This window comes from Vibrio sp. 1F169 (genome assembly GCF_041439605.1).
GTDB classification, from domain to species: Bacteria; Pseudomonadota; Gammaproteobacteria; order Enterobacterales; family Vibrionaceae; genus Vibrio; species Vibrio tasmaniensis_A.
Genome location: NZ_JBGOOI010000021.1, coordinates 35,532 through 57,070 on the forward strand (window position 1 = coordinate 35,532; position 21,539 = coordinate 57,070).

Genomic DNA, 21,539 nt, shown 5'->3' on the forward strand with positions numbered 1-21,539 from the left:
TATAGAATTGGTCATTCTTCAGACTGACAGAGGAGGGCGTCGGGAATCTCATCACAAGTTTCGAACAACAATAATTCTCCGACTTATTGATTCCCTAACACCACATATCTCGCACCAATAAGCTCATTATGGTATATATGTGCCTTATTCTAGTTCCTTCTTTTTCAACCGGCGAAAGGTGTTATGCGAATTTTTGCTTTAGTACTGCTCATAGTGTTTGGCTGGCTACAACACACACTGTGGCTCGGTAAAAATGGTATTTCTGATTACTACGGTGTGAACAACGAAATCCAAGTTCAACAGCAAGTAAACGAAAAGCTCCATCTTCGTAACGCAGAGATGTTTGCGGAAATCGATGATCTACGCCAAGGCTTAGACGCGATAGAAGAGCGCGCACGTCATGAACTTGGAATGGTCAAAGAAGGTGAAACGTTTTATCGCATCATTGGTGAGGAATCCCATTAATGTCGACTCAACTTCAAAGCGTGATTGCCGTTGTACCTGCGGCGGGCGTCGGTAGCCGAATGAAGGCAGACCGCCCTAAGCAATATCTCAAGATTCACGGCAAAACAATTTTAGAGCACACCATTGAGAAATTACTGTCTCACCCACAAGTCGCTCAAATTGTCGTTGCGATCAGCGATGATGACCCATACTACCCTGAGCTAGCACTTAACCAGAATCCACAAGTGATCCGAGTGTCAGGCGGAAGCGAGCGAGCAGACTCTGTACTCTCTGCGCTAAACTATATCGCTGAGCAGCAGCTTAGTGATTGGGTAATGGTTCACGATGCGGCAAGGCCTTGTGTTCAACTCAGTGATATCGACAAGCTAATTTCCGGCGCGATGAGCCATGATGTAGGGGCTATTTTAGCGGCGCCAGTTCGTGACACGATGAAGCGAGGTGCCCAAGGGCAGATCGAACATACCGTTGAGCGAGCCGATCTATGGCATGCACTTACGCCGCAAATGTTCAGAGCAAAGCCTCTGTGGAATGCATTAAGCGAGGCGTTGCAACAAGGCGTTTCGATTACCGATGAAGCCTCAGCCTTTGAATGGAAAGGTTTATCGCCCGCTTTAGTGGCAGGGCGCTCAGATAATTTTAAGATTACTCAGCCTGAAGATTTAGCACTTGCTGAGTTCTATTTAAGTCAGAATAAGGAATAATGATGATTCGTATTGGCCATGGCTTTGATGTACATAAGTTTGGTGGTGAAGGTCCGGTAATTATAGGTGGCGTTAGAGTCCCTTATGAGCAGGGTCTTATCGCACACTCCGATGGTGATGTTGCCCTTCATGCGTTGTGTGACGCTTTATTAGGTGCGATTGCTGCCGGTGATATTGGTCGTCATTTCCCCGATACTGATGATGAGTGGAAAGGCGCGGATAGCCGTGAACTGCTAAAAGATGTTTATCGTCGAGTAAAAGAACAAGGCTACGTGATTGGTAATGCCGATATTACTATCATGGCGCAAGCTCCAAAGATGGCGCCTCATATAGACTCTATGTGCCACGCTATCGCACAAGATTTAGAAACCAGCATTAGCAATGTGAATGTAAAAGCGACGACCACTGAGCGTTTAGGTTTTACAGGTCGCAAAGAGGGCATCGCATGTGAAGCGGTGGTCCTAATTACTAAAAGTGCGTAAGCACCAACACGAAAAGAACAGCATGTCAGATATTTTATCTTCATTGGCTTATCTAAACGGTAAACCAACTGCGAAAGCAAAACTAAAAGCAAAAGCCGAACACTTTGTCGTTAATGAAGACTTAGGTTTTGAGTTCACTGGTGAAGGCGAACACCTTATGGTGCGCATTCGTAAAACGGGTGAGAACACGAGCTTTGTAGCAAACGAGCTGGCTAAAGCGTGTGGTGTTAAGTCGAAAGACGTGAGTTGGGCTGGTTTGAAAGACCGTCATGCTGTGACAGAACAGTGGTTGAGCGTGCATCTACCAAAAGGTGAACCTGACTTTTCTGCTTTTCTTGCACAATACCCAAGTATTGAGATCTTGGCGACAGCACGCCACAACAAAAAGTTACGTCCAGGCGATTTAGTTGGCAACCAATTCGAGCTAACTTTGTCTGAAGTAACGGACTGCGATGATGTAGTCAAACGTTTGGAAAAAGTCGCTCAAGTGGGCGTGCCAAATTACTTTGGTGCTCAGAGGTTTGGCAATGAAGGTAACAACTTATCTGAAGCTCGTCGTTGGGGGCGTGAAAACGTTCGTACGCGTAATCAAAATAAGCGCAGCTTGTACCTCTCTGCAGCTCGTTCTTGGATCTACAATTTAATTCTTTCTGACCGTATTGAGGACGATGCGTTTGCTTCGGCATTGGTCGGCGATATTGTTGTTAAAAACGATGCTCAACTTGCTGTGACAGCCGCTAATATCGAAGCTGTAAACCAAGATATCGCCAATGGTTCTGCGTTTATTACCGTTGCTTTAGCTGGAGATAATGCGTTACCGACGACGGATGCGTCTCAAGCTCTAGAGCAGAAACACCTTGATGCTGAACCGGATCTAATGGCGCTTATTTGTGGCAACCGTATGCGCCATGATCGCCGTGAAGCGTCGTTGAAGCCGATGGGTTTAGTGTGGGAAGTAAACGAAGACAATATCACTCTTAAATTTTCTCTGGACGCAGGCTGCTTCGCAACCGCTATCGTTCGTGAGTTAGTTGAAGAAGTACACGTAGAAAGAACCTACGAGCAATAATGATTCTGCTTGGGTCTAAGTCACTTAATCTTGGAATTTAAGTGACTTGGCATTGGTACAAAAGAAAGGATACAAGATGAAGATTTTACTCAGCAACGATGATGGTGTACATGCTCAAGGTATTCATGAGCTGGCAAATGAATTACGTGATCTTGCTGAAGTTATCATTGTGGCACCTGACCGTAATCGCTCTGGTGCTTCAAATTCATTAACTTTGGAACAGCCTTTGCGTGTTCAAGATATTGCTAGAAATACCTATTCGGTACAAGGAACACCGACCGACTGTGTACATTTCGCATTGAACGAACTCCTAAAGAGTGACATGCCTGATCTGGTTTTAACGGGTATTAATCACGGAGCTAACCTTGGTGATGACGTGCTTTATTCAGGTACAGTCGCAGCAGCAATGGAAGGCCACTTTCTAGGTGTTCAATCGGTGGCATTTTCTCTGGTTGGAAAACAACATTTTAAGACAGCAGCAGCGGTTGCTCGCCGTATTGTCGAACAACATTTAGCAAACCCAATCCCGACCAATCGCCTGTTAAACGTGAACGTCCCTGATTTAGCATTAGATCAACTATCGGGTACTCAGGTGACACGTCTAGGTGCTCGTCACCATGCTGAAGATATGATTAAGCAGAAAGACCCACGTGGTCATGATATCTATTGGCTTGGCCCTCCTGGTAAGGAGCAAGATGCTGGTGAGGGTACCGATTTTTACGCTATTGAACATGGTTTTGTGTCGGTAACACCACTACAAGTTGATCTGACGGCACATGAGTCGTTGGGTGCGATGACTACATGGTTAGGGGATAAATAAGTGAGTAATCCACAAGCTGAGCGCTTAGTTACTTTTCTGATAGAAAATGGTATTCGGGATCAAAAGGTTCTTGATGCTATTTACTTACTACCGAGAGAGAGCTTTTTATCACAGGCTATGCATCACCAAGCCTATGATAATAATGCGCTGCCGATCGGACAGGGGCAGACAATTTCTCAGCCTTATATTGTTGCTAAAATGACCGAGTTACTTGAGTTACAACAAGACAGCCGCGTTTTGGAGATCGGAACGGGTTCTGGTTATCAAACGGCTGTTTTGGCTCAGTTGGTTGATCACGTGTATTCGGTTGAAAGAATAAAGTCGCTACAATGGGATGCTAAGCGTAGGTTGAAGCAACTCGATTTCTACAATATCTCAACCAAGCACGGTGATGGTTGGCAAGGTTGGTCTTCTAAGGCGCCTTTTGATGCGATTATTGTCACCGCTGCTGCAGAGTCGATCCCTCAAGCGCTTTTGCAGCAGTTGAAAGATGGAGGCCGCTTATTAATTCCGGTCGGGGATGACGAACAACAACTGTTGAAGATTGTTCGCCACGGTGATGAGTTTTTATCGAGTGTTATCGAGATGGTGCGATTTGTACCTCTTGTACCTGGTGAGTTAGCTTAATAAAATTATTGATGGTGTAGGTGGATAGAAAGTCGATGCGTTCGAAGGTTTTTAAAGGAAGTTCTCTACTGCTTAGCTGTGCACTTGTTGGGTGTGCGGCGAATTCGCCTGCGCCAGTTTCAAGCTTAAACAAGAATTACTCATCGATTGATCGTGGTAGTTATCGTGGTAGTTACTATGAAGTGAAAAAAGGCGATACCCTTTATTTTATTGCTTACGTAACAAATAAAGATGTTAAAGAGCTTATTCGTTATAACAATCTGTCTGCACCTTATACCATCCATCCCGGACAGAGCCTTAAGTTATGGCGTCCTAGCTACAACGCTCCAGCGTATGGTAAATCAACGGTAGCGGTTGCAGCCGTCGCTGCGCCTGTTGCCGCATCCACAACTTTGTTGGCCTCAAGCAAACCTAAAACAACACCTCAAAAGAGTAAAAACTCTAAACCTGCGCCCGCTCAAACAACCACCAAAGTGGCGAAAAAAGATCCACAAAAGAAGGTTGTACAATCCAAATCAAAGGAGTATGTTGGTTCTAAAGGTAAACAGAATGTTACACCGCCAACAAAACCAACGAGTAACAAAGTATCCAAATGGTTATGGCCAACGAAAGGGAGAGTAATTAAGAATTTCTCTGTAGGCGAACAAGGAAATAAAGGCATAGACATAGCAGGACAGCGAGGTCAGCCAATAGTATCTACTGCAGGGGGAACGGTTGTTTATTCGGGTAATGCATTACGAGGCTACGGCAATCTAGTGATTGTGAAGCACAATGATAATTACTTAAGTGCATACGCGCATAACGACCGACTATTAGTATCTGAAGGGCAAAGTGTGAAACCAGGGCAGAAGATTGCAACAATGGGAAGCTCTGGAGCCAGCAGTGTCAGGCTGCACTTTGAGATTCGTTACCAAGGTAAATCAGTTAATCCAAAACGGTATTTACCTTAAATACAATATGCAAAAATTACGTATTGTATGGAGTGACATAGTCATTTAGCGACATATGAAGTTGTAATGTCATGCTAATTTCGCCAGGGGGAGGCGTTATGAGTATAAGCAATGCAGTAACCAAAGAAGAGTTCGATCTTAACCAAGCAACCACGGAACAGGAAGCTCTTGGAAAAGCAAAACGAACAGTCACTAAGAAAACCGAAGCGAAAGAAGAGACTGAAGTTACGTCTAAAAGCTTAGATGCGACTCAACTCTACTTAGGCGAAATCGGTTTCTCACCACTATTAACCGCTGAAGAAGAAGTGCTTTATGCACGTCGAGCTCTACGCGGTGATGAAGCAGCACGCAAACGCATGATCGAAAGTAACCTGCGTTTGGTGGTAAAAATTTCTCGTCGTTATAGCAACCGTGGTCTTGCACTTCTCGATCTTATTGAAGAAGGCAACCTAGGTTTGATTCGCGCCGTAGAGAAATTTGATCCAGAGCGTGGCTTCCGCTTCTCAACTTACGCAACATGGTGGATTCGTCAAACCATTGAACGCGCGCTAATGAATCAGACTCGCACTATCCGTTTGCCAATTCATGTTGTGAAAGAGCTGAATATCTACCTGCGTACGGCACGAGAGCTATCACAAAAACTTGACCACGAACCAACGGCAGAAGAAATTGCTTCTAAGCTAGATAAGCCAGTCGGTGATGTGAGTAAGATGCTTCGCCTGAACGAAAGAGTGAGCTCCGTTGATACACCTATCGGTGGTGATGGTGAGAAAGCGCTACTGGATATTATTCCGGACATCAATAACTCAGATCCTGAGGTTTCAACTCAAGATAGCGATATTAAGAACTCGTTGATTTTCTGGCTTGATGAGCTGAATCCTAAGCAGAAAGAAGTGCTTGCACGTCGATTTGGACTATTAGGTTATGAACCGTCAACATTAGAAGAAGTAGGCCGTGAAATCAGCCTGACTCGTGAACGTGTTCGTCAAATCCAAGTTGAAGGCCTGCGTCGTCTACGTGAGATTCTTATCAAGCAAGGTCTGAATATGGAAAACCTGTTCAACGTAGAAAACGACTAGTTGAACGGATGATGCTGCTTCTCTAAATAGAAGGCAAATAAAAACGCTGACTTTAAGTCAGCGTTTTTTTTGTTTGTGGCTTTGGTATTTCATGCCGTCTAATCAAAATCACGGACGGCAATAACAAGCTACTTGATAAGAAACTAAAGCAGCTTCTTCAAGCGGTAGAGTTCTTCCAATGCTTGGCGAGGTGTCAGATCATCAGGATCAACATTCGCAAGTGCTTGTTCTACTTCACTTGGTTCAGGTATCAGGCTCAGTTGGTTCGCGATATCAACGCCACTTGGCTTTGATGTCGGAGAGTCGATACTCAATGCTTCTAGCTGAGTCAGCTTCGCACGTGCGTTTTTGATCACTGCTTTAGGCACGCCAGCCAATCCTGCAACCGCAAGGCCGTAAGATTTACTTGCGGCACCTTCTTGAACTGCGTGCATAAAGGCAATGCTGTCGCCATGTTCAACCGCATCTAAGTGTACGTTCGCTAAGGTTGGTATTTGGTTTGGTAGCTCAGTTAGCTCAAAGTAGTGCGTTGCAAATAGTGTCATCGCATTGATTTGATTGGCTAGCCATTCCGCACTTGCCCAAGCCAGAGACAGACCATCGTAAGTACTGGTACCACGACCGATTTCATCCATTAACACAAGGCTATTTGGTGTCGCGTTGTGCAGAATGTTTGCGGTTTCTGTCATCTCAACCATGAAGGTTGAACGACCCGAAGCCAAATCATCGGATGCGCCAATACGAGTGAAGATACGGTCGATAGAACCAATCGTCGCGCTTTCTGCTGCAACATAACAACCAATATGAGCCATCAGCGCAATGAGTGCGGTCTGACGCATGTAGGTCGACTTACCACCCATGTTTGGACCTGTGATGATCAGCATCTTACGTTGTTCATTGAGGTCGATAGGGTTAGCAATAAAGGGTTCGTCCATTACTTGTTCAACAACGGGGTGACGACCCGCCTGAATTTGTACGCCAGCAGACTCTGTCATGGTTGGACGACAGTAATCAAGGGTGTCTGCGCGTTCAGCTAAGTTTTGTAGAACATCCAGTTGAGACACTGAAGAAGCAATGTTTTGTAGTCGCTCTAGATAAGGCAGTAACAAATCAAACAACTCATCCCACAACTTCTTCTCGATAGCTAGGGCTTTCGATTTAGAGCTAAGCACTTTGTCTTCGTGCTCTTTTAGCTCAGGAATGATGTAACGCTCTGCATTTTTCAGCGTTTGACGGCGAACATAGTGTGGTGGCACAAGGTGGCTTTGTCCGCGGCTTACTTGAATGAAGAAACCGTGTACGTTGTTGTAGCCCACTTTAAGTGTATCGATACCATGACGTTCGCGCTCTTCTTGCTCAAGTTTATCAAGAAATTCGGTTGCGCCAGCTGCAAGGTCGCGCCATTCGTCTAACTCGGCATTGTAGCCTTCTGCAATTACACCACCGTCACGGATAACCACGGGAGGGTTTTCTTTGATCGCTCGCTCAAGTAGTTCAGAAACCTCATCCACAGGCGAGGCATATTGAGCAAGTTGAGTTAGGTATGGGTGCTTTAATTGCGTCAGTGTTTCTGCAAGTTCTGGCAAATATTCCATCGCTTGGCGAAGTCGTGCCATATCACGAGGACGAGCTGAGCGAAGTGCTAGTCGAGCAAGAATACGTTCGATATCCCCGATCTGTTTCAAGGTTGGCTGTAGCTCTGTAAAGAGAGCCAAATCTTTCATTTCACCAATAGCATCTAGGCGCTGATCGAGTGCAGAGATATTGCGCATTGGTTGATGTAACCAGCGCTTAAGCATACGGCTACCCATAGCCGTCGCGGTGTGATCAAGTACTTTGGCAAGGGTGTTATCAGTACCACCACCAAGATTTTGCGTGATCTCCAAATTACGACGAGTCGCTGCATCGAGGATCACCGAGTGATCTTGCTTATCCATCGTCAGTGAACGGATATGTGGAAGGGCAGTACGTTGGGTATCTTTCACGTATTGGATCAAACAACCAGCCGCACATAAGCCTAGTTTCGCGCCTTCTACGCCAAAGCCAACCAGATCGCGAGTACCAAACTGCTTATTCAATTGCTGCTTCGCGGTATCTAATTCAAATTCCCATACCGGGCGGCGGCGATTGCCATTACGGCTTGCCATTAGATTTACAGGTTCGAAATCTTCAGGGAACAGTAGCTCACGAGGTGAGGTTCTCTGCAGTTCTGCCGCCATTGCTTCTTCGGTTTCTGGTTCGCAAAGTTGGAATCTACCAGAGGTAATATCCAGTGTCGCGTAACCAAACTTACCGTTGTGATGGTAGATGGCTGCAATCAGGTTATCAATGCGCTCAGAAAGCAAAGCTTCATCGGTCACGGTTCCGGGTGTAACGATACGCACGACAGCACGCTCAACAGGGCCTTTTGAAGTTGCTGGATTACCAATCTGTTCACAAATTGCTACGGATTCACCAAGTTGCACTAACTTTGCAAGGTACCCTTCAACGGCATGGTAAGGAACACCTGCCATAGGAATCGGCTCACCATTTGAAGAGCCACGCTTGGTCAGTGAAATATCGAGGAGTTGAGAGGCTTTTTTAGCATCATCATAGAAAAGCTCGTAGAAATCGCCCATGCGGTAGAACAGCAGAATTTCTGGATTTTCTGCTTTTAGCTTTAGGTACTGCTGCATCATGGGAGTATGTTTTTGATCGGCTTTCACAGTTAACTTCTTTCGTTTATTTCTATTGCGGCTTAGGATACGTGAAAGCGTTTCGTGCGAAAAGCGACACATGCGAAAAGATGCGAATCCGAATGATATGACAGTAGATAAAGGGAAGTTGATGATGCAGATGACTCAAGATCTTAGTGAACAGCTTGGATACTTACTCGCTAAACATAAACACGTTTTAGTGACGGCTGAATCTTGTACTGGCGGTGGGGTTGCTAGCGCGGTGACGGATATCGCAGGGAGCTCTGGTTGGTTTGATCGTGCATTTGTTACTTATAGCAATGAAGCGAAGCAAGAGATGATCGGCGTACAGCTTAAAACCTTAGTTGAGTTCGGTGCGGTGAGTGAGCCTGTCGTAATAGAAATGGCGAGCGGGGCATTGCAACATTCAAATGGGACTATCTCTGTATCGATCAGTGGCATTGCTGGCCCAGGTGGCGCGACCGAAGATAAGCCTGTTGGAACGGTATGTTTCGCTTGGAAAGCACTAAACGGTTGGGATAAAGTAGAAACGCATGTATTTACAGGCGACAGATCACAAGTACGCCAACAAGCCACGCACCATGCCCTGCAAGTTATTTATGATTACCTATCAATGGAAGGTAAGTAACATTTGTACAAATTATTTTCATACAGGTATGGACACTGTATGAATCAACAGTATAATAAAAGCCAATTAGTCACCCCTATGTGGGTTAGAAATAGATTCTAGATCGCTTGTTAAGACAACCGATTATGTGGAGATAGTAATGGACGAGAATAAACAAAAAGCGTTAGCCGCAGCCCTTGGTCAGATTGAAAAGCAATTTGGTAAAGGTTCAATCATGCGTCTTGGTGATAACCGCACAATGGACGTAGAAACTATTTCTACAGGTTCTCTATCTCTAGATATCGCACTAGGTGCTGGTGGCCTACCGATGGGACGTATCGTAGAAGTTTACGGTCCAGAATCATCAGGTAAAACAACGCTAACGCTTGAGCTTATTGCTGCAGCACAGAAAGTGGGCAAAACGTGTGCATTCGTCGATGCCGAGCACGCACTAGACCCTATCTACGCTCAAAAGTTGGGTGTTGATATCGATGCGCTTCTTGTTTCTCAACCAGATACGGGTGAGCAAGCGCTTGAAATCTGTGATGCACTGGCTCGTTCAGGTGCTATCGACGTTCTTGTTATTGACTCAGTAGCTGCACTAACACCTAAAGCAGAAATCGAAGGCGAAATGGGCGACAGCCACATGGGGCTTCAGGCTCGTATGCTTTCTCAAGCGATGCGTAAGCTGACTGGTAACCTCAAGCAGTCTAACTGTATGGCCATCTTCATTAACCAAATTCGTATGAAAATTGGTGTGATGTTTGGTAACCCTGAAACAACAACAGGTGGTAACGCACTTAAGTTCTACGCATCTGTTCGTCTTGATATTCGCCGTACTGGCGCGATTAAAGATGGTGATGAAGTTGTTGGTAACGAAACTCGTATCAAGGTTGTTAAGAACAAGATTGCTGCACCATTCAAACAAGCTGAAACTCAAATCCTTTACGGCAAGGGCTTCAACCGCGAAGGTGAGCTTATCGACTTGGGTGTGAAGAATAAGCTAGTAGAAAAAGCTGGCGCTTGGTACAGCTACAAAGGCGACAAGATCGGCCAAGGTAAAGCAAACGCTGGTAAATATCTGCGTGAAAACCCAGAAGTTGCTCTAGAAATTGATACTAAACTTCGTGAGTTACTGCTAACTCCTGCTGTGCTTGAAGAGAAAGATGCAGAGAAGGAAGAAGAAAACGAAGAGCTATAAGCTAACGTTTTGTTAAGTCATCTTCATAAGAAAGCATGACTTTGAAAGATTTTAAAGCCTCGAATTTTCGAGGCTTTATTGTTTCAGTCGTAAAAATGTAAGGTATTTGATTGTTTAGAGGAAAGTGACGGTGGTTGGCTGCTCTAGATGACTTATAGTTATGCACTCATAAATCTATTCTTTATCAAATAACCAAAGAAACCCTTTGGATTAAATAGATTCCCGTCAAAATTTCTTTCCCCGAAAGGCCTATTACTAGACCTTTGTTCGTATCTTATTATTGAATTCGATCTGCTGAGTTAGTGCTTCTTAAGCTCGTCGAGTACCATGGCATTATGCTGTTCGTGAATCGTATTTACTCTGACGTGTTGGTGCTGATTAGGAGCCAGGCGCTCGTATTCTGTTAGGTAAATATCGCTGTGAATATGCTCTGCTATCATTTTTACAATTAAGCGATTATTGGCATACAAACCTAAGGTTTCTTCACGGTGTGAGAACATGAGGGCGAGCTTCATATCGGCTACGCACATAAAGCGGTGTGAAGGGTATTCGGTTTCTTCATTTTCAGAACGCGAATGTAGTTCTATCTTTTCATGTGGGCTCGCCATTTTGTTGAATGAAAAGCCAATCACTCGTACTCCACGTTCCACGGCGTCGCATAATTCTTTGCCAAACAACTCAAGGTTAAAATCGGTATTCAGGTAAATTTCTAGATTTGCCTGATTAATGATTTCCTTGGCCTTTTGAAGTAAGTTGTCGAACCCCGATACGTTGTAAACGAACTCTTTTTCCTCTTTCAGCATCATCTTAGATAATTCTGATTTAAGGAAATTAATATTGGTGACGGTCTTTTTTTCTATCTGGCTGAAAATCAAGTCTGGTGATTTAGCTTCGTACTCTTTAGTGTCGCCATCAGACATGAAAATGTAGCCATTGGCGTAAAGGTTATCGATAGACGAGTAAACAGAAGAGCGGGAGATAGAGATCTCTTTCGCGATTTTATATCCGCTGGATTGGCCATTTTTGAGTAAATTAATATAAACAAGCGCATCGGTTTTGGTAAACCCAAAATCCATTAATTTGGTGACTAGCTCTGACACGGGTTGTCCTCTGAAACTATTCAATATCTTCTCCTTCTAAGGTTACCATTCTTGTCACGACGAGCGTAAATGATTGTTGTGATTTTTTTCAGCGATGAGAAACGCTCCGCGAGCAAAGGTGAATTCATCTTGTTTTGGGTGAATAATCACTGGAATTTCATTAACGTGAATGTAGCGAGACAATGCGACTTTTAAATCTGCCGTTAATGTAGGATAGGTCGTTGCTTCGCCTGATAATACGAGTCGTGTAGGCAGTAATTGTTGAATGGGATTAACTAAACTGCGCGCCAATTGGTCGATATAAGTACGATATATGCGCGATGCATGCGGTTCACTTAGGTCTACGCCTGAAAAAATTTGCGCTAAAGTTTGGTCTTTTAGCACGACTTGATGATATTGCCGCTCAATACTTGGTGCGGATAAAAACTGTTCAATGCAGGCCTCATTTCCACAGCGACATACAGGAGTTAAGCCATCAACGAGCCATTGAAAATTAGGCAACCTTGAATGTGCCCAATGTGAGCTTAATGGGTGGTGCACTTGCTCGTTATTTTGATAAAAACTTATGCCACAACCATCGCCCAAAAATACGCTGAGTATGGCCTCTTTGTATAAATCTCTAGCCCTCTTATTTAGACTTGAACCTGCCGAGAGTGGTTGTTCAATTGAGTCAGCGCTTTTCATGGCGTTACTAATAGCGTCGCACGCAATGGCCGCACTGTGTGAATGCATCACAAGCGAGCAGTCGACCTTGAAATGCTGATTCAGGTTTCGTGTTAATTGGTTGATTTCTGTCGAGTGAGTAGGACTTGATTTTGCAACTTCATGTACGGATTGGCGATGAGATAAAAAAAACTCAGATACACTTATGCCTATCGCGGCGATACGTCCATAGCGGTAGCTGACGCTTGATATTCGGCTTATCAAATGTTGAGTCAAGTGGGCAAGGTCGCCAGGAGTGCGCTGCACCATTCTATACACCTCTTGTCCGTTAGAGGTGCTGGCGACCGAGTAAATAGAGTGGGAATCAATCGCGATTCCCATCACTATATTTGGTTCTGCTTTAATGAGCATGATTTGATTAATGACACACTTGGATTTAGTTCGCTTGCTCAATCACGTAGCCATAAGCGCTAATGGTCAGTGATTTTCCATCGAGCATGATCTGTTTATCTTTATCGCTGTTGTTTAGAACAAACATTAAATTGCCACGGAGGTAAGCGATACACTCTTTGTCTGCCGTCCCTTTTTCATCCTCCACGTTTAACCAGTCAATGCAAGGCTGATTAAAATCGGGATTGGCTTTACGCAAAGCGATCATTTCTTGAATGAAGTTTTTGAATTCTAAGTCTTGCTCTGATTCTTCCCATATCATGCATTTTCGGTTGTCTTCGCTGCCCATGCCGCGGCCGCCATCCATACCAATTTCGCCACCATAATAAATGCATGGAGCACCGACTTGAGTGAACATAAATAAATAGGCTAATTTAGCTTTACGTTTGTCGCCCTGACATAAAGAGATAATGCGAGTGGTGTCATGGCTATCTAATAAGTTAAACATCGCTTCGTTTACGTTGCGTGGGTATGCCATGTACGACGCGTTCACTGCATTTACAAAGCTCTCTTTATCAACGTCGCCAAGACCAAAGTAGTCGGTAATGGCTTGTGTCAGCGGGTAATTCATCAACGAATCGTACTGGTCGCCACGTAACCAAGGCATACCTTCGTGCCAAATCTCACCAAGAATGTAGCAGTCTGGGTTGGCATCTTTTACGACTTTACGGAAGTCACGCCAAAACGCGTGGTCCACTTCGTTGGCTACGTCTAAACGCCATCCATCAATGTTGAACTCTTCTACCCAGTGGCGCGCTACGTCTAATAAGTATGCGCGACACTCTTCATTTTCAGTATTCAGCTTTGGCATTTCGACGACGTTGGCGAAAGTTTCGTAGTTTAAGTTCCAAAAATCCCATTCTTCTTTTGGCGTATCTGGGTATACAGGGAATTGATTGATCCAAAACCAGTCGGCGTATTTGGACTTTGCCCCGTTATTCACAACGTCTAGCCATAGTGGTGATTGAGACCCAATGTGGTTGAACACCGCGTCGAGCATAATTTTCATGCCGCGTTTATGGGCTTCATCGACGAGTGCTTTAAAAGCTTCATTGCCGCCAAAGTGCGGGTCTACATTGTAGTAGTCGACAGTGTCGTATTTATGGTTGGCGTTGGCTGTGAAAATAGGGCACAAATACAAACCATTCACGCCAAGATCTTGCAGGTAATCGAGCTTATCGATCACGCCCCATAAATCGCCACCCATAAAGTTGTCGGATACAGGTCTGGTTCCCCAAGGTTGCACGTTGGCAGGTGATGTTTCAGGGCGACCATTAGCAAAGCGCTCTGGGAATATTTGGTACCAAATGGTGTCTTTTATCCACGTCGGTGTCTTTAAAACGTCACGAGGGTTTATGTAAGGAAAACAGAAGAAATTACTTAAGTTGCTCAGCTCGATTTCTGCGTTTTCAGTCGTTGAAATGTCGGCGCAGCGTTTTTCTCCAAATAGAATCTTTTCGCCGCCTTTTCCGTACAAAATAAAGCCATAGCGGCTACGACGTTTCGGTGGAGTAAACTCTGCAAACCAGTGGTCGTGGTACTCGGTTTCCCCTTCATGAATCATGGTCACTTCATTGCCACCCACCCAACCGTGTGCATCACTGCCACCTAGGTTGCCACCATCGAGGCCACCTTCTGCCCAGTGGTACGGGTCGCCTATCCAAAGTGAAACCTTGTCTAGTTCGCCTTTTGCACAGCGTAAGCGAAGGTGAAGCGTTTCATTGTTGTAAGCGTAGCTGTCTGCACTTTTTGCTGAGTGAGTCAGCGAGCTTTTTGTAATCGGTTTGTTGATAACTGAATTTGTAATAGCCATAGCGGAAATCATCCCTAATTATTATTCTTTAACTGCACCGCTGACGAGGCCGGTAGTAATGTGTTTTTGAGTCGCAACAAATAGCAAAGTGATGGGCACTGCAACCAGTAATGAACCCGCGGCAAACAGCGTAAAATTCTCCGCTGAGTTAGATGAAATCCAACTGAAAATACCGATGGCTAGCGTCATTTTTTCTTCGCTGCGTAAGATCAGCGTAGGTAAAATGAAGTCCATCCAAGGTGCGGTGAAAGACACTAAACCAACAAACACTAAGATAGGTTTCGCGAGAGGGAGAATGATCTCGAGGAAAATCGTCATGTGGCCTGCGCCATCAATTTTTGCTGCTTCATCTAATGAAGTGGGAATGGCATCGAAATAACCTTTCACCAACCAAATCATGAATGGTAATGAGCCCGTTACATACACAAATAACAAGCCAGCATAGGTATCAATCAATCCCATTTTTGATAGCAAGATGTAGATAGCCGTCATCGAAAGAAAGGCCGGGAACATCTGCAATACAAGAATGCTCATCATAATGTTGCGCTTACCATTGAAGCGGTAGCGAGAGAACACAAACGCTGAAATAGTCACGACAACCAGTGAGATAACCATATTCGCTGTCGCGAGAAGAAAGGTGTTTTTATACCAGTCTAAATAGGGTGTGTCCGTGAACAATGCGCGGTAGTGGTCGAGCGTAAAGTCAATACTTGTGAAAGAAGAACTGAATAAGTTATTCCCTGTTTTGAATGAAGCTAGCACTGTCCAAATCACTGGTCCAAGTACTAATAATGCGTTGGTAATGAGAAATAGGTACACGACTAGGGTGCCTATTTTGCCAATGTATTTGTCCATGTTAATTAACTTATTCGTACTATTTAAATTAGCCATGTTACATACCTACATCGTCTTTGAATGACTTCATGCGGCTGAATTGCCATATCGCAATACCAGACAAGAACAAGAAGATAATGATTGAGATAACCGAAGCGATTTGATACTGCTGGAAGTCGAGCGTGAGCTTGTAAATCCAAGTGATCAGAATGTCGGTATGTCCTGCAAATCGATATTCAGGGTTGATAGGACCCCCTTCGGTTAACAGGTAAATTGCCCCAAAGTTATTGAAGTTATGGGCAAAGGTCATGACCAACGATGGGGCCACTTGGTGCAACACCATAGGCAGGGTGATTTCTTTAAATTGCTGGAACTTGCTTGCACCATCGACTTCACTGGCTTCATAAAGTTCGCTTGAAATGTTAGTCAGTGCCCCTGCAATAAGCAGCATAAAGTAAGGTGCGCCAACCCAAACACTCACCGCGATAACGGTAATTTTTGCAGTGAAAGGGTCTGATAAGAAGGCAATCGAATCAAAGCCCCACGAGTTTAACGTTGCGTTGACTGGTCCAATACCATTCAGTAGCAAGCGGAACATCAATAAGGTCACGAAAGCAGGAATGGCATAAGGGAGAATAAAGATAAAGCGCCATGCTTTTTTTGCTTTAATGTTTCGATTTTGTAGCGCAAGCGCCAGTAAAAAACCAAACCCACAAGTACATATGGTGGCAAAAAATGCCCACAGAACCGTCCAAGAAGCGACACCGAAGAAAGTGCTCGACCATATTTTCAGTTCAAATAGTGAAACAAAGTTTTTAACCCCCACCCAATCTACAAGGTTTCTTGGTGGGATATGATGAGGTGCCGAATAGTTAGTGAAAGAGACGAGTACCGTAATTATGATTGGTAAAATAATGAATGCGATACTGGCAATAAAAGCTGGCGATAGCATGATGAACGCGAACTTTTGGTCGTAAATGTCTTTAAATTGTTCTCGAAGGTTCAGTCGTGACTTAAGGCTGACTTTTGCATCTTGGACATTAGCGATGTACAGACAGATGAATAAGAAGCTGTAGAGTAGGGCTATGACCCCTTCGACCAACATAAAGACCGAGTTATCGCCCTGTAATATTTTAAAGCCTTCACGAACTTGAGCGACATCTCCTAAAGTGACTAAGCCTTTTAGCGAGGCCAACAGCTCCGGGAGAATCAACAATGTGATTAGCTGCATGGCTAAAAATACACCGCCTTTTATCCAATGACCTTTTACGATCTGTGTACTCCCCATAATAAGGAGTGAAGCGGGCATTCGCGATGCCGGCTGATTCTCTGTTAACAACATTGTTTATCTCTATTGTTTAGGTTGTCGTTATGTATTCGTTTTCTGGTCACGCCCTGAACTAGCGCTGTGGCTTTATGACACAGCGCATGAGCTAAGTCGCTTGTAAGTCGCGACGGGAGTTCAGAGGTTACTCTTGTAATTCTATTTGTTCTTCGATGATCGAAAGCGCACGGTCAAGAACAGAACTCGCAGGTTTATCGTTTACCCAGTAGTCTGTAATAGCACTGGCCATTGGTGACCAAATGAAGCCCATTTCAGGAATCGATGGCATTGCGTCTGAGTAGAAACCTTGCGTAATAATGGCGTAAGTGGCTTCATCGGCATCAACAATGATCTCTTCCATAACTGACTGGATCGGAGGGAGTGCTCTTGACATCTCATAGCGTTTTTTCAGCATCGCGTCGGAAGTAAGGTAGTCAGCAAATAATTGTGCGGCTTTCGGATACTCAGTGTAAGAAGACACAACCGCAAGACGAACAGTTGCAAAAGTGCGTGGTTGTTGGCCTGCTAATTTAGGCATAGGTACAACACCAAGATTTATACCTGATTCTTGATACCCTTCGATTGCCCAAGGGCCGTCGATAATAGCGGCGACTTTTCCTTCATTAAATAAGCCACGACGTACTTGCGGGTTGCGCATATCAACTGGATTTGAATTGTTGGCCACTTGCAGGGTTTTCATTGCTTCTAAGCCTTGTTGGGCTTTTTCAGAGTTGATGCCGATGTCTTTTGCATCGGTACCGTTATTACCAAATTCGTATGCGCCGTAAAGCGTGACAAACATACGAGACTCGTAATAGTTCTGTATGTCCCAAAGCAGTGCGTATTTATGCTCTTGCTTATTGTTGAAAGTTTTTGAAAATTCAATAATTTCTTCAAAAGTTTCAGGTGCTTTAGTCAGTAAATCTTTATTGTAGAACAGAGCGGTAGTGGCGAAGCTAACTGGGAAGCCATAGCTCACCCCTTCAGCTTGAGACGCATTAATCGCATTTGGCATAAAAGTATTCGAGATACGTTCGGCAGATACCAGATTCTCCATCGCCCCACCTGCCACGACTAATCGCCCCAATAAGTCATGTTCAATCTCGACTACATCTGCCACGCGAGCAGAGCCGCCATCCTGAATCAAACGAGAAGCGGCATCGATAGGCGCTAACCCACGGAATGAAAAATCAATATCGTATCCTAACTCCTTATTAAAGGACTGAGCGGCGTACTCCATGTAGTCGAGTGTTGTTTTGTCGGTCCAGATTAACAACTCAGCCCCATTTTCTGGCTGAATTGTGTCTGCGTTTGCATCGGCTGCAGCCGCTAATGTACTGGTCGTTAACGTTGCCGCCATTAAGGCTGCCGCGAATAGATTCTTTTTCATTCCTGAATTTTTCATACTGACACCGCGCTATTTAAATTCTTAGTAGTCGTTCGTTAAGTACTACTATGGTATGTCTCGCCGACAATATGTCAACATTACCTGGTTAAAATGTCAGCGTATTTGTGATGGTCATCACCTTCTGTTTGTGCTTTTTACATCTGGTAGCTATAGGGTTTTATGTCTTGTTTATTGGGGCTTTTGAACGATGCTTTGTTCGTTTTGATACTTAGATTAATGAAAAGCCTACCGTTTGTGATGGTGATCAATAATCTCCGCAGTCAAGGGTGATTGATCTCTCATTTCTAAATTCAATAGGAAGCAAAACATTTATAATTCTAGAACAATAAATAGGCGTTCATTACGGACGACTATGTTTTTCTGGTTAAATGTTGCGAAATCAGCAAGCCTATCAAGAGACACAGTGGATAGATAAAGAGAAACAGTGAACAAAAATAACCCTACAAATAACAACAAATGATTCAGTGAAGAATCAATAAGGAATGACCGTGAAAAAAACATTATTGTCTGTAGTGATCACCAACACTCTACTTATTAGTGCTGGCGCTTCGGCTGCTGATGACCGAACTATGTCTCCAAGTGATATCTTTTTTTATGACGCTTTAAAATTTGGTGGGCATGTTGGAACATCGATTGAAGTCGAAGAGAAAAACATCACTGATTTTGCATCATGGGGTGGTGGCAAGTCTAAAGAGCGTACAACGACTCATGAAGTGTTTAACGTCTTCTATAACAACGCTGCGTGGAATGCGACAGCACTTTACGCGTTCAAACTTGAAAATCGTAAGAAAAAGAAAGGCGCATACGCAGAAACAGAAAATGGATATAAGCACTTATTATCATTAAATAAAAGTTTTCAGCTAGGAAATGGTTGGGGAACGGGCTTGATCTATGAGTTGGAATATACAAAGGGTGATATTGTTACTTCTGCGAAAGTAGACGGCTTGAAAACCACGAAAGCTGAGCACAGTATTCGTCCATACCTTACGTACTGGAATAATGAATATTCAGCGGGCTTCTATTCAAACCTAGAGTACCTATACAACGATTCAGATAAGAGTGCTTGGGGTTCTCGTGAAGAGGAAGGTTACAGTCTCTTATTTAAACCTTACAAGCGCTTTGGTCAGTGGGAAGTTGCAGCTGAGCTCTACTATCAAGTTAAAGAAAATAAAGCGAAAACCGCTAACGGTTCACTCAATGAAGCCAGCGATTTCACCGAGATGTACATTGAGCCAATCGTTCAGTACAGCTTTGAAGAAGCCGGCACTATGTACGTTCGTGCTCGTATTGGTGAAAACGAAACGAAACATACAGACGGTTGGGCAAAGAACGAAACTTTCTTCAAAGATATTCGTAAGGCAACTTTAGGCTATGAGCAAGCAATTGGCGACGATTGGTTGGTAAAAGGCGAACTTGAGTGGGCTAAAGACACAGAGACTTTCTCTAAGCTGAAAGGCGAAGAGAAAACTGTAGAACAAGAAACAATGTATCTACAAGCGCTTTACCGCTTCTAAGTGGTATTAATCACAACTCAAATGACAGAGTAATATTATGATCAAAGTTTCAGATATCGCCCAAATCGTTGGTGGAAAAATTGAAGGTGATAACACGGTAGAAATATCGAAGATTCGCCCAGTTTCCAGCGTAGAAGAGGGCGGCTTAGCCATTGTTTTTGCTAAAGCCGATTTAAAAGGGCTATCTGAAACTTTGGCTGATGTCATTGTTGGGCCAGAAGCCATTTTACAGACTAAAGCAAAAACAAAAATCGTGATTGAGAAGCTCGAAGCTGAGAAGCTCAATCAACTAATGCGTCATTATAAAGTTCAAAAATATCAATTATTTGATCAAGGGAATACATCAGATACTCCCGATGTTTATATCGGAAAGCATTGTCAAATAGGTGAAGGTTGCCATTTCATGCCCGGTGTTAAAATCATGAACGGTGTAACAATCGGCAATAACGTTGCAATTCATGCCAATACAGTCATCAAAGAAGGCACTGTGATTGGTAACAATGTCACCATTGACTCTAACAACTCCATTGGTAATTACAGCTTCGAATACATGACCGGGCACAGCACCCGTTATGAACGCGTGGAAAGTGTGGGTCGAGTGATCATTGGTGATGAAGTTGAAATTGGCTGTAATAACACCATCGACAGAGGCACTTTAGGCGACACCGTTATTGGTCGTGGAACCAAAATAGATAACCTAGTGCAAATAGGGCATGACTGCAAAATAGGTCAGCATTGTTTACTGGTATCTCAGGCTGGTTTTGCGGGCCACACTACTTTGGAAGATCATGTCATTGTACATGGTCAAGCCGGTACCGCAGGGCATCTTACTATCGGAAAAAACTCCGTTATCAAAGCCAAATCAGGTGTGAGCCACTCTTTCCCTGCCAATAGTGATCTGTTCGGTTACCCGGCGAAAGATGCACGTTCTTATTATAAAAACTTAGCCGTATTGAACAAATTAACTCATCAAAAAAACAGTAACCCCCGTCCAAACTCTAAATCGTTAGAACTTGATACAGACAAAAGAGCGGTGGTACCGAAAAAGAGCTTAATAGCGAGACTATTTCGTTTATAGGTTGCCGAAGCGAGAGCTTAAAAATTAAAGCCCTAACTCGCGATGACTAAAACGGAATAGAACCCTACATATATAAAAAATAATAAGGAAATGACAATGAAACGTACTCTACTTGTAGCCGCACTTTTATCTTCAGCGTTAATGGGTTGTGCGAGCACAGCTGACACGCCAGCAGCTGATCAAATGAAAGCAACAGGTCCTTTCGCCAATTGTAATCTCGCCACGGTGGAAGATCGCGGGCCAATTCGTCCTTCACTTTATGTTATAGGCACTTTCCCTGATGGTCAGTGGATCCACATGGAAAACCGTCAGATGTCGCATAAAGGCAAAGGTATTTACCAAGTGGTAAGCGAAGAAAAAGCGGGCAACGTAAGTTTGCAGTTCGCAACGATGGGCTGGTCTCCACAATTTACTGCAGCTGGCATGTCGATGACGGCGGGTTATGAGAAAACGCTAAAACGTGGTGGCTTTGCAAAAAACACCACCGTTAATATTCCTGAGGATGGCAAATATTTATGGAGTGTTGAAATTAGCGAAGATAAGAAGCCAGTTCGTGCATTGGTTAAAGCGTGTAAATAAGCGATGTAGCCAACCGACATAACTCACTCTATATCACCATTTATAACCACGCTATAACACAGTTTATAAACTCGTGGTT

At 44.0% G+C, this 21,539-nt stretch carries 20 protein-coding genes; 13 read left to right on the forward strand and 7 right to left on the reverse strand.

What is annotated here, in order from left to right:
- Window positions 1-183: 183 nt before the first annotated feature.
- The 8 genes from ftsB (at window position 184) to rpoS (ending at window position 6,193) form a co-directional block, all read left to right on the forward strand.
- Window positions 184-465 carry a cell division protein FtsB gene (ftsB, locus tag ACED53_RS10765; protein ID WP_004735394.1) on the forward strand — a complete coding sequence of 94 codons (282 nt, stop codon included), beginning with the start codon at window positions 184-186 and terminating at the stop codon, window positions 463-465.
- A complete protein-coding gene (ispD, locus tag ACED53_RS10770; RefSeq protein WP_017100751.1) occupies window positions 465-1,166 on the forward strand; it encodes a 2-C-methyl-D-erythritol 4-phosphate cytidylyltransferase in 702 nt (233 codons plus the stop codon). Before ftsB ends, ispD begins: the two co-directional genes overlap by 1 nt.
- Before the next feature lie 2 nt (window positions 1,167-1,168).
- Window positions 1,169-1,648, forward strand: a complete 480-nt coding sequence (ispF, locus tag ACED53_RS10775) for a 2-C-methyl-D-erythritol 2,4-cyclodiphosphate synthase (protein WP_029223073.1) — start codon at window positions 1,169-1,171, stop codon at window positions 1,646-1,648.
- A 22-nt stretch (window positions 1,649-1,670) separates the two neighbouring features.
- Window positions 1,671-2,717, forward strand: coding sequence for a tRNA pseudouridine(13) synthase TruD (gene truD, locus ACED53_RS10780; RefSeq protein ID WP_029225454.1), 1,047 nt, complete (start codon window positions 1,671-1,673; stop codon window positions 2,715-2,717).
- Between the two features lie 76 nt (window positions 2,718-2,793).
- Window positions 2,794-3,537, forward strand: a complete 744-nt coding sequence (gene surE / locus ACED53_RS10785) for a 5'/3'-nucleotidase SurE (protein ID WP_029225455.1) — start codon at window positions 2,794-2,796, stop codon at window positions 3,535-3,537.
- Entirely contained in the window at window positions 3,538-4,164 is a 627-nt protein-coding gene (locus tag ACED53_RS10790; RefSeq protein WP_017100754.1) for a protein-L-isoaspartate(D-aspartate) O-methyltransferase, read from the forward strand.
- A 35-nt stretch (window positions 4,165-4,199) separates the two neighbouring features.
- Window positions 4,200-5,114, forward strand: a complete 915-nt coding sequence (gene nlpD / locus ACED53_RS10795; protein WP_029225456.1) for a murein hydrolase activator NlpD — start codon at window positions 4,200-4,202, stop codon at window positions 5,112-5,114.
- Window positions 5,115-5,212: 98 nt separating this feature from the next.
- The gene (rpoS, locus tag ACED53_RS10800; protein ID WP_009847636.1) at window positions 5,213-6,193 is read left to right on the forward strand and encodes an RNA polymerase sigma factor RpoS; all 981 of its coding nucleotides are present in this window, start codon (window positions 5,213-5,215) and stop codon (window positions 6,191-6,193) included.
- A gap of 143 nt (window positions 6,194-6,336) precedes the next feature.
- Here rpoS and mutS read toward each other — a convergent pair whose 3' ends face one another.
- Window positions 6,337-8,898 carry a DNA mismatch repair protein MutS gene (gene mutS / locus ACED53_RS10805; protein ID WP_102579974.1) on the reverse strand — a complete coding sequence of 854 codons (2,562 nt, stop codon included), beginning with the start codon at window positions 8,896-8,898 and terminating at the stop codon, window positions 6,337-6,339.
- A gap of 124 nt (window positions 8,899-9,022) precedes the next feature.
- Between mutS and ACED53_RS10810 the strand changes: the two genes are divergently transcribed.
- Both ACED53_RS10810 and recA read left to right on the forward strand, forming a co-directional pair.
- Complete coding sequence (locus ACED53_RS10810) at window positions 9,023-9,517, forward strand: CinA family protein (protein ID WP_029225457.1); 495 nt, start codon at window positions 9,023-9,025, stop codon at window positions 9,515-9,517.
- A 139-nt stretch (window positions 9,518-9,656) separates the two neighbouring features.
- Entirely contained in the window at window positions 9,657-10,697 is a 1,041-nt protein-coding gene (gene recA / locus ACED53_RS10815; protein WP_029225458.1) for a recombinase RecA, read from the forward strand.
- 299 nt (window positions 10,698-10,996) lie between these two features.
- On the opposite strand, the gene ACED53_RS10820 is transcribed toward recA, so the two are convergent.
- From ACED53_RS10820 to ACED53_RS10845, 6 genes are all read right to left on the reverse strand, one after another.
- On the reverse strand, window positions 10,997-11,797 hold the full coding sequence (locus ACED53_RS10820) for a TrmB family transcriptional regulator (RefSeq protein ID WP_009847632.1): 801 nt from the start codon (window positions 11,795-11,797) through the stop codon (window positions 10,997-10,999).
- A gap of 54 nt (window positions 11,798-11,851) precedes the next feature.
- Window positions 11,852-12,913: an ROK family protein gene (locus ACED53_RS10825; protein ID WP_241816857.1), complete on the reverse strand. Its 1,062-nt coding sequence runs from the start codon at window positions 12,911-12,913 to the stop codon at window positions 11,852-11,854.
- Entirely contained in the window at window positions 12,897-14,735 is a 1,839-nt protein-coding gene (locus ACED53_RS10830; RefSeq protein ID WP_017100760.1) for a glycoside hydrolase family 13 protein, read from the reverse strand. The genes ACED53_RS10825 and ACED53_RS10830 overlap by 17 nt, the downstream gene beginning before the upstream one ends.
- A 9-nt stretch (window positions 14,736-14,744) precedes the next feature.
- A complete protein-coding gene (locus tag ACED53_RS10835) occupies window positions 14,745-15,578 on the reverse strand; it encodes a sugar ABC transporter permease (protein WP_029225460.1) in 834 nt (277 codons plus the stop codon).
- A 37-nt stretch (window positions 15,579-15,615) separates the two neighbouring features.
- A complete protein-coding gene (locus ACED53_RS10840) occupies window positions 15,616-16,899 on the reverse strand; it encodes a carbohydrate ABC transporter permease (protein WP_017100762.1) in 1,284 nt (427 codons plus the stop codon).
- A 127-nt stretch (window positions 16,900-17,026) separates the two neighbouring features.
- Entirely contained in the window at window positions 17,027-18,271 is a 1,245-nt protein-coding gene (locus tag ACED53_RS10845; RefSeq protein ID WP_017100763.1) for a maltose ABC transporter substrate-binding protein, read from the reverse strand.
- Between the two features lie 500 nt (window positions 18,272-18,771).
- Between ACED53_RS10845 and ACED53_RS10850 the strand changes: the two genes are divergently transcribed.
- From ACED53_RS10850 to ACED53_RS10860, 3 genes are all read left to right on the forward strand, one after another.
- Window positions 18,772-19,803, forward strand: coding sequence for a hypothetical protein (locus tag ACED53_RS10850; RefSeq protein WP_012604766.1), 1,032 nt, complete (start codon window positions 18,772-18,774; stop codon window positions 19,801-19,803).
- Window positions 19,804-19,840: 37 nt separating this feature from the next.
- Window positions 19,841-20,881, forward strand: a complete 1,041-nt coding sequence (gene lpxD, locus ACED53_RS10855) for a UDP-3-O-(3-hydroxymyristoyl)glucosamine N-acyltransferase (protein WP_017100764.1) — start codon at window positions 19,841-19,843, stop codon at window positions 20,879-20,881.
- A gap of 96 nt (window positions 20,882-20,977) precedes the next feature.
- Window positions 20,978-21,460, forward strand: a complete 483-nt coding sequence (locus ACED53_RS10860) for a glycosidase (RefSeq protein WP_029225461.1) — start codon at window positions 20,978-20,980, stop codon at window positions 21,458-21,460.
- Window positions 21,461-21,539: the final 79 nt, after the last annotated feature.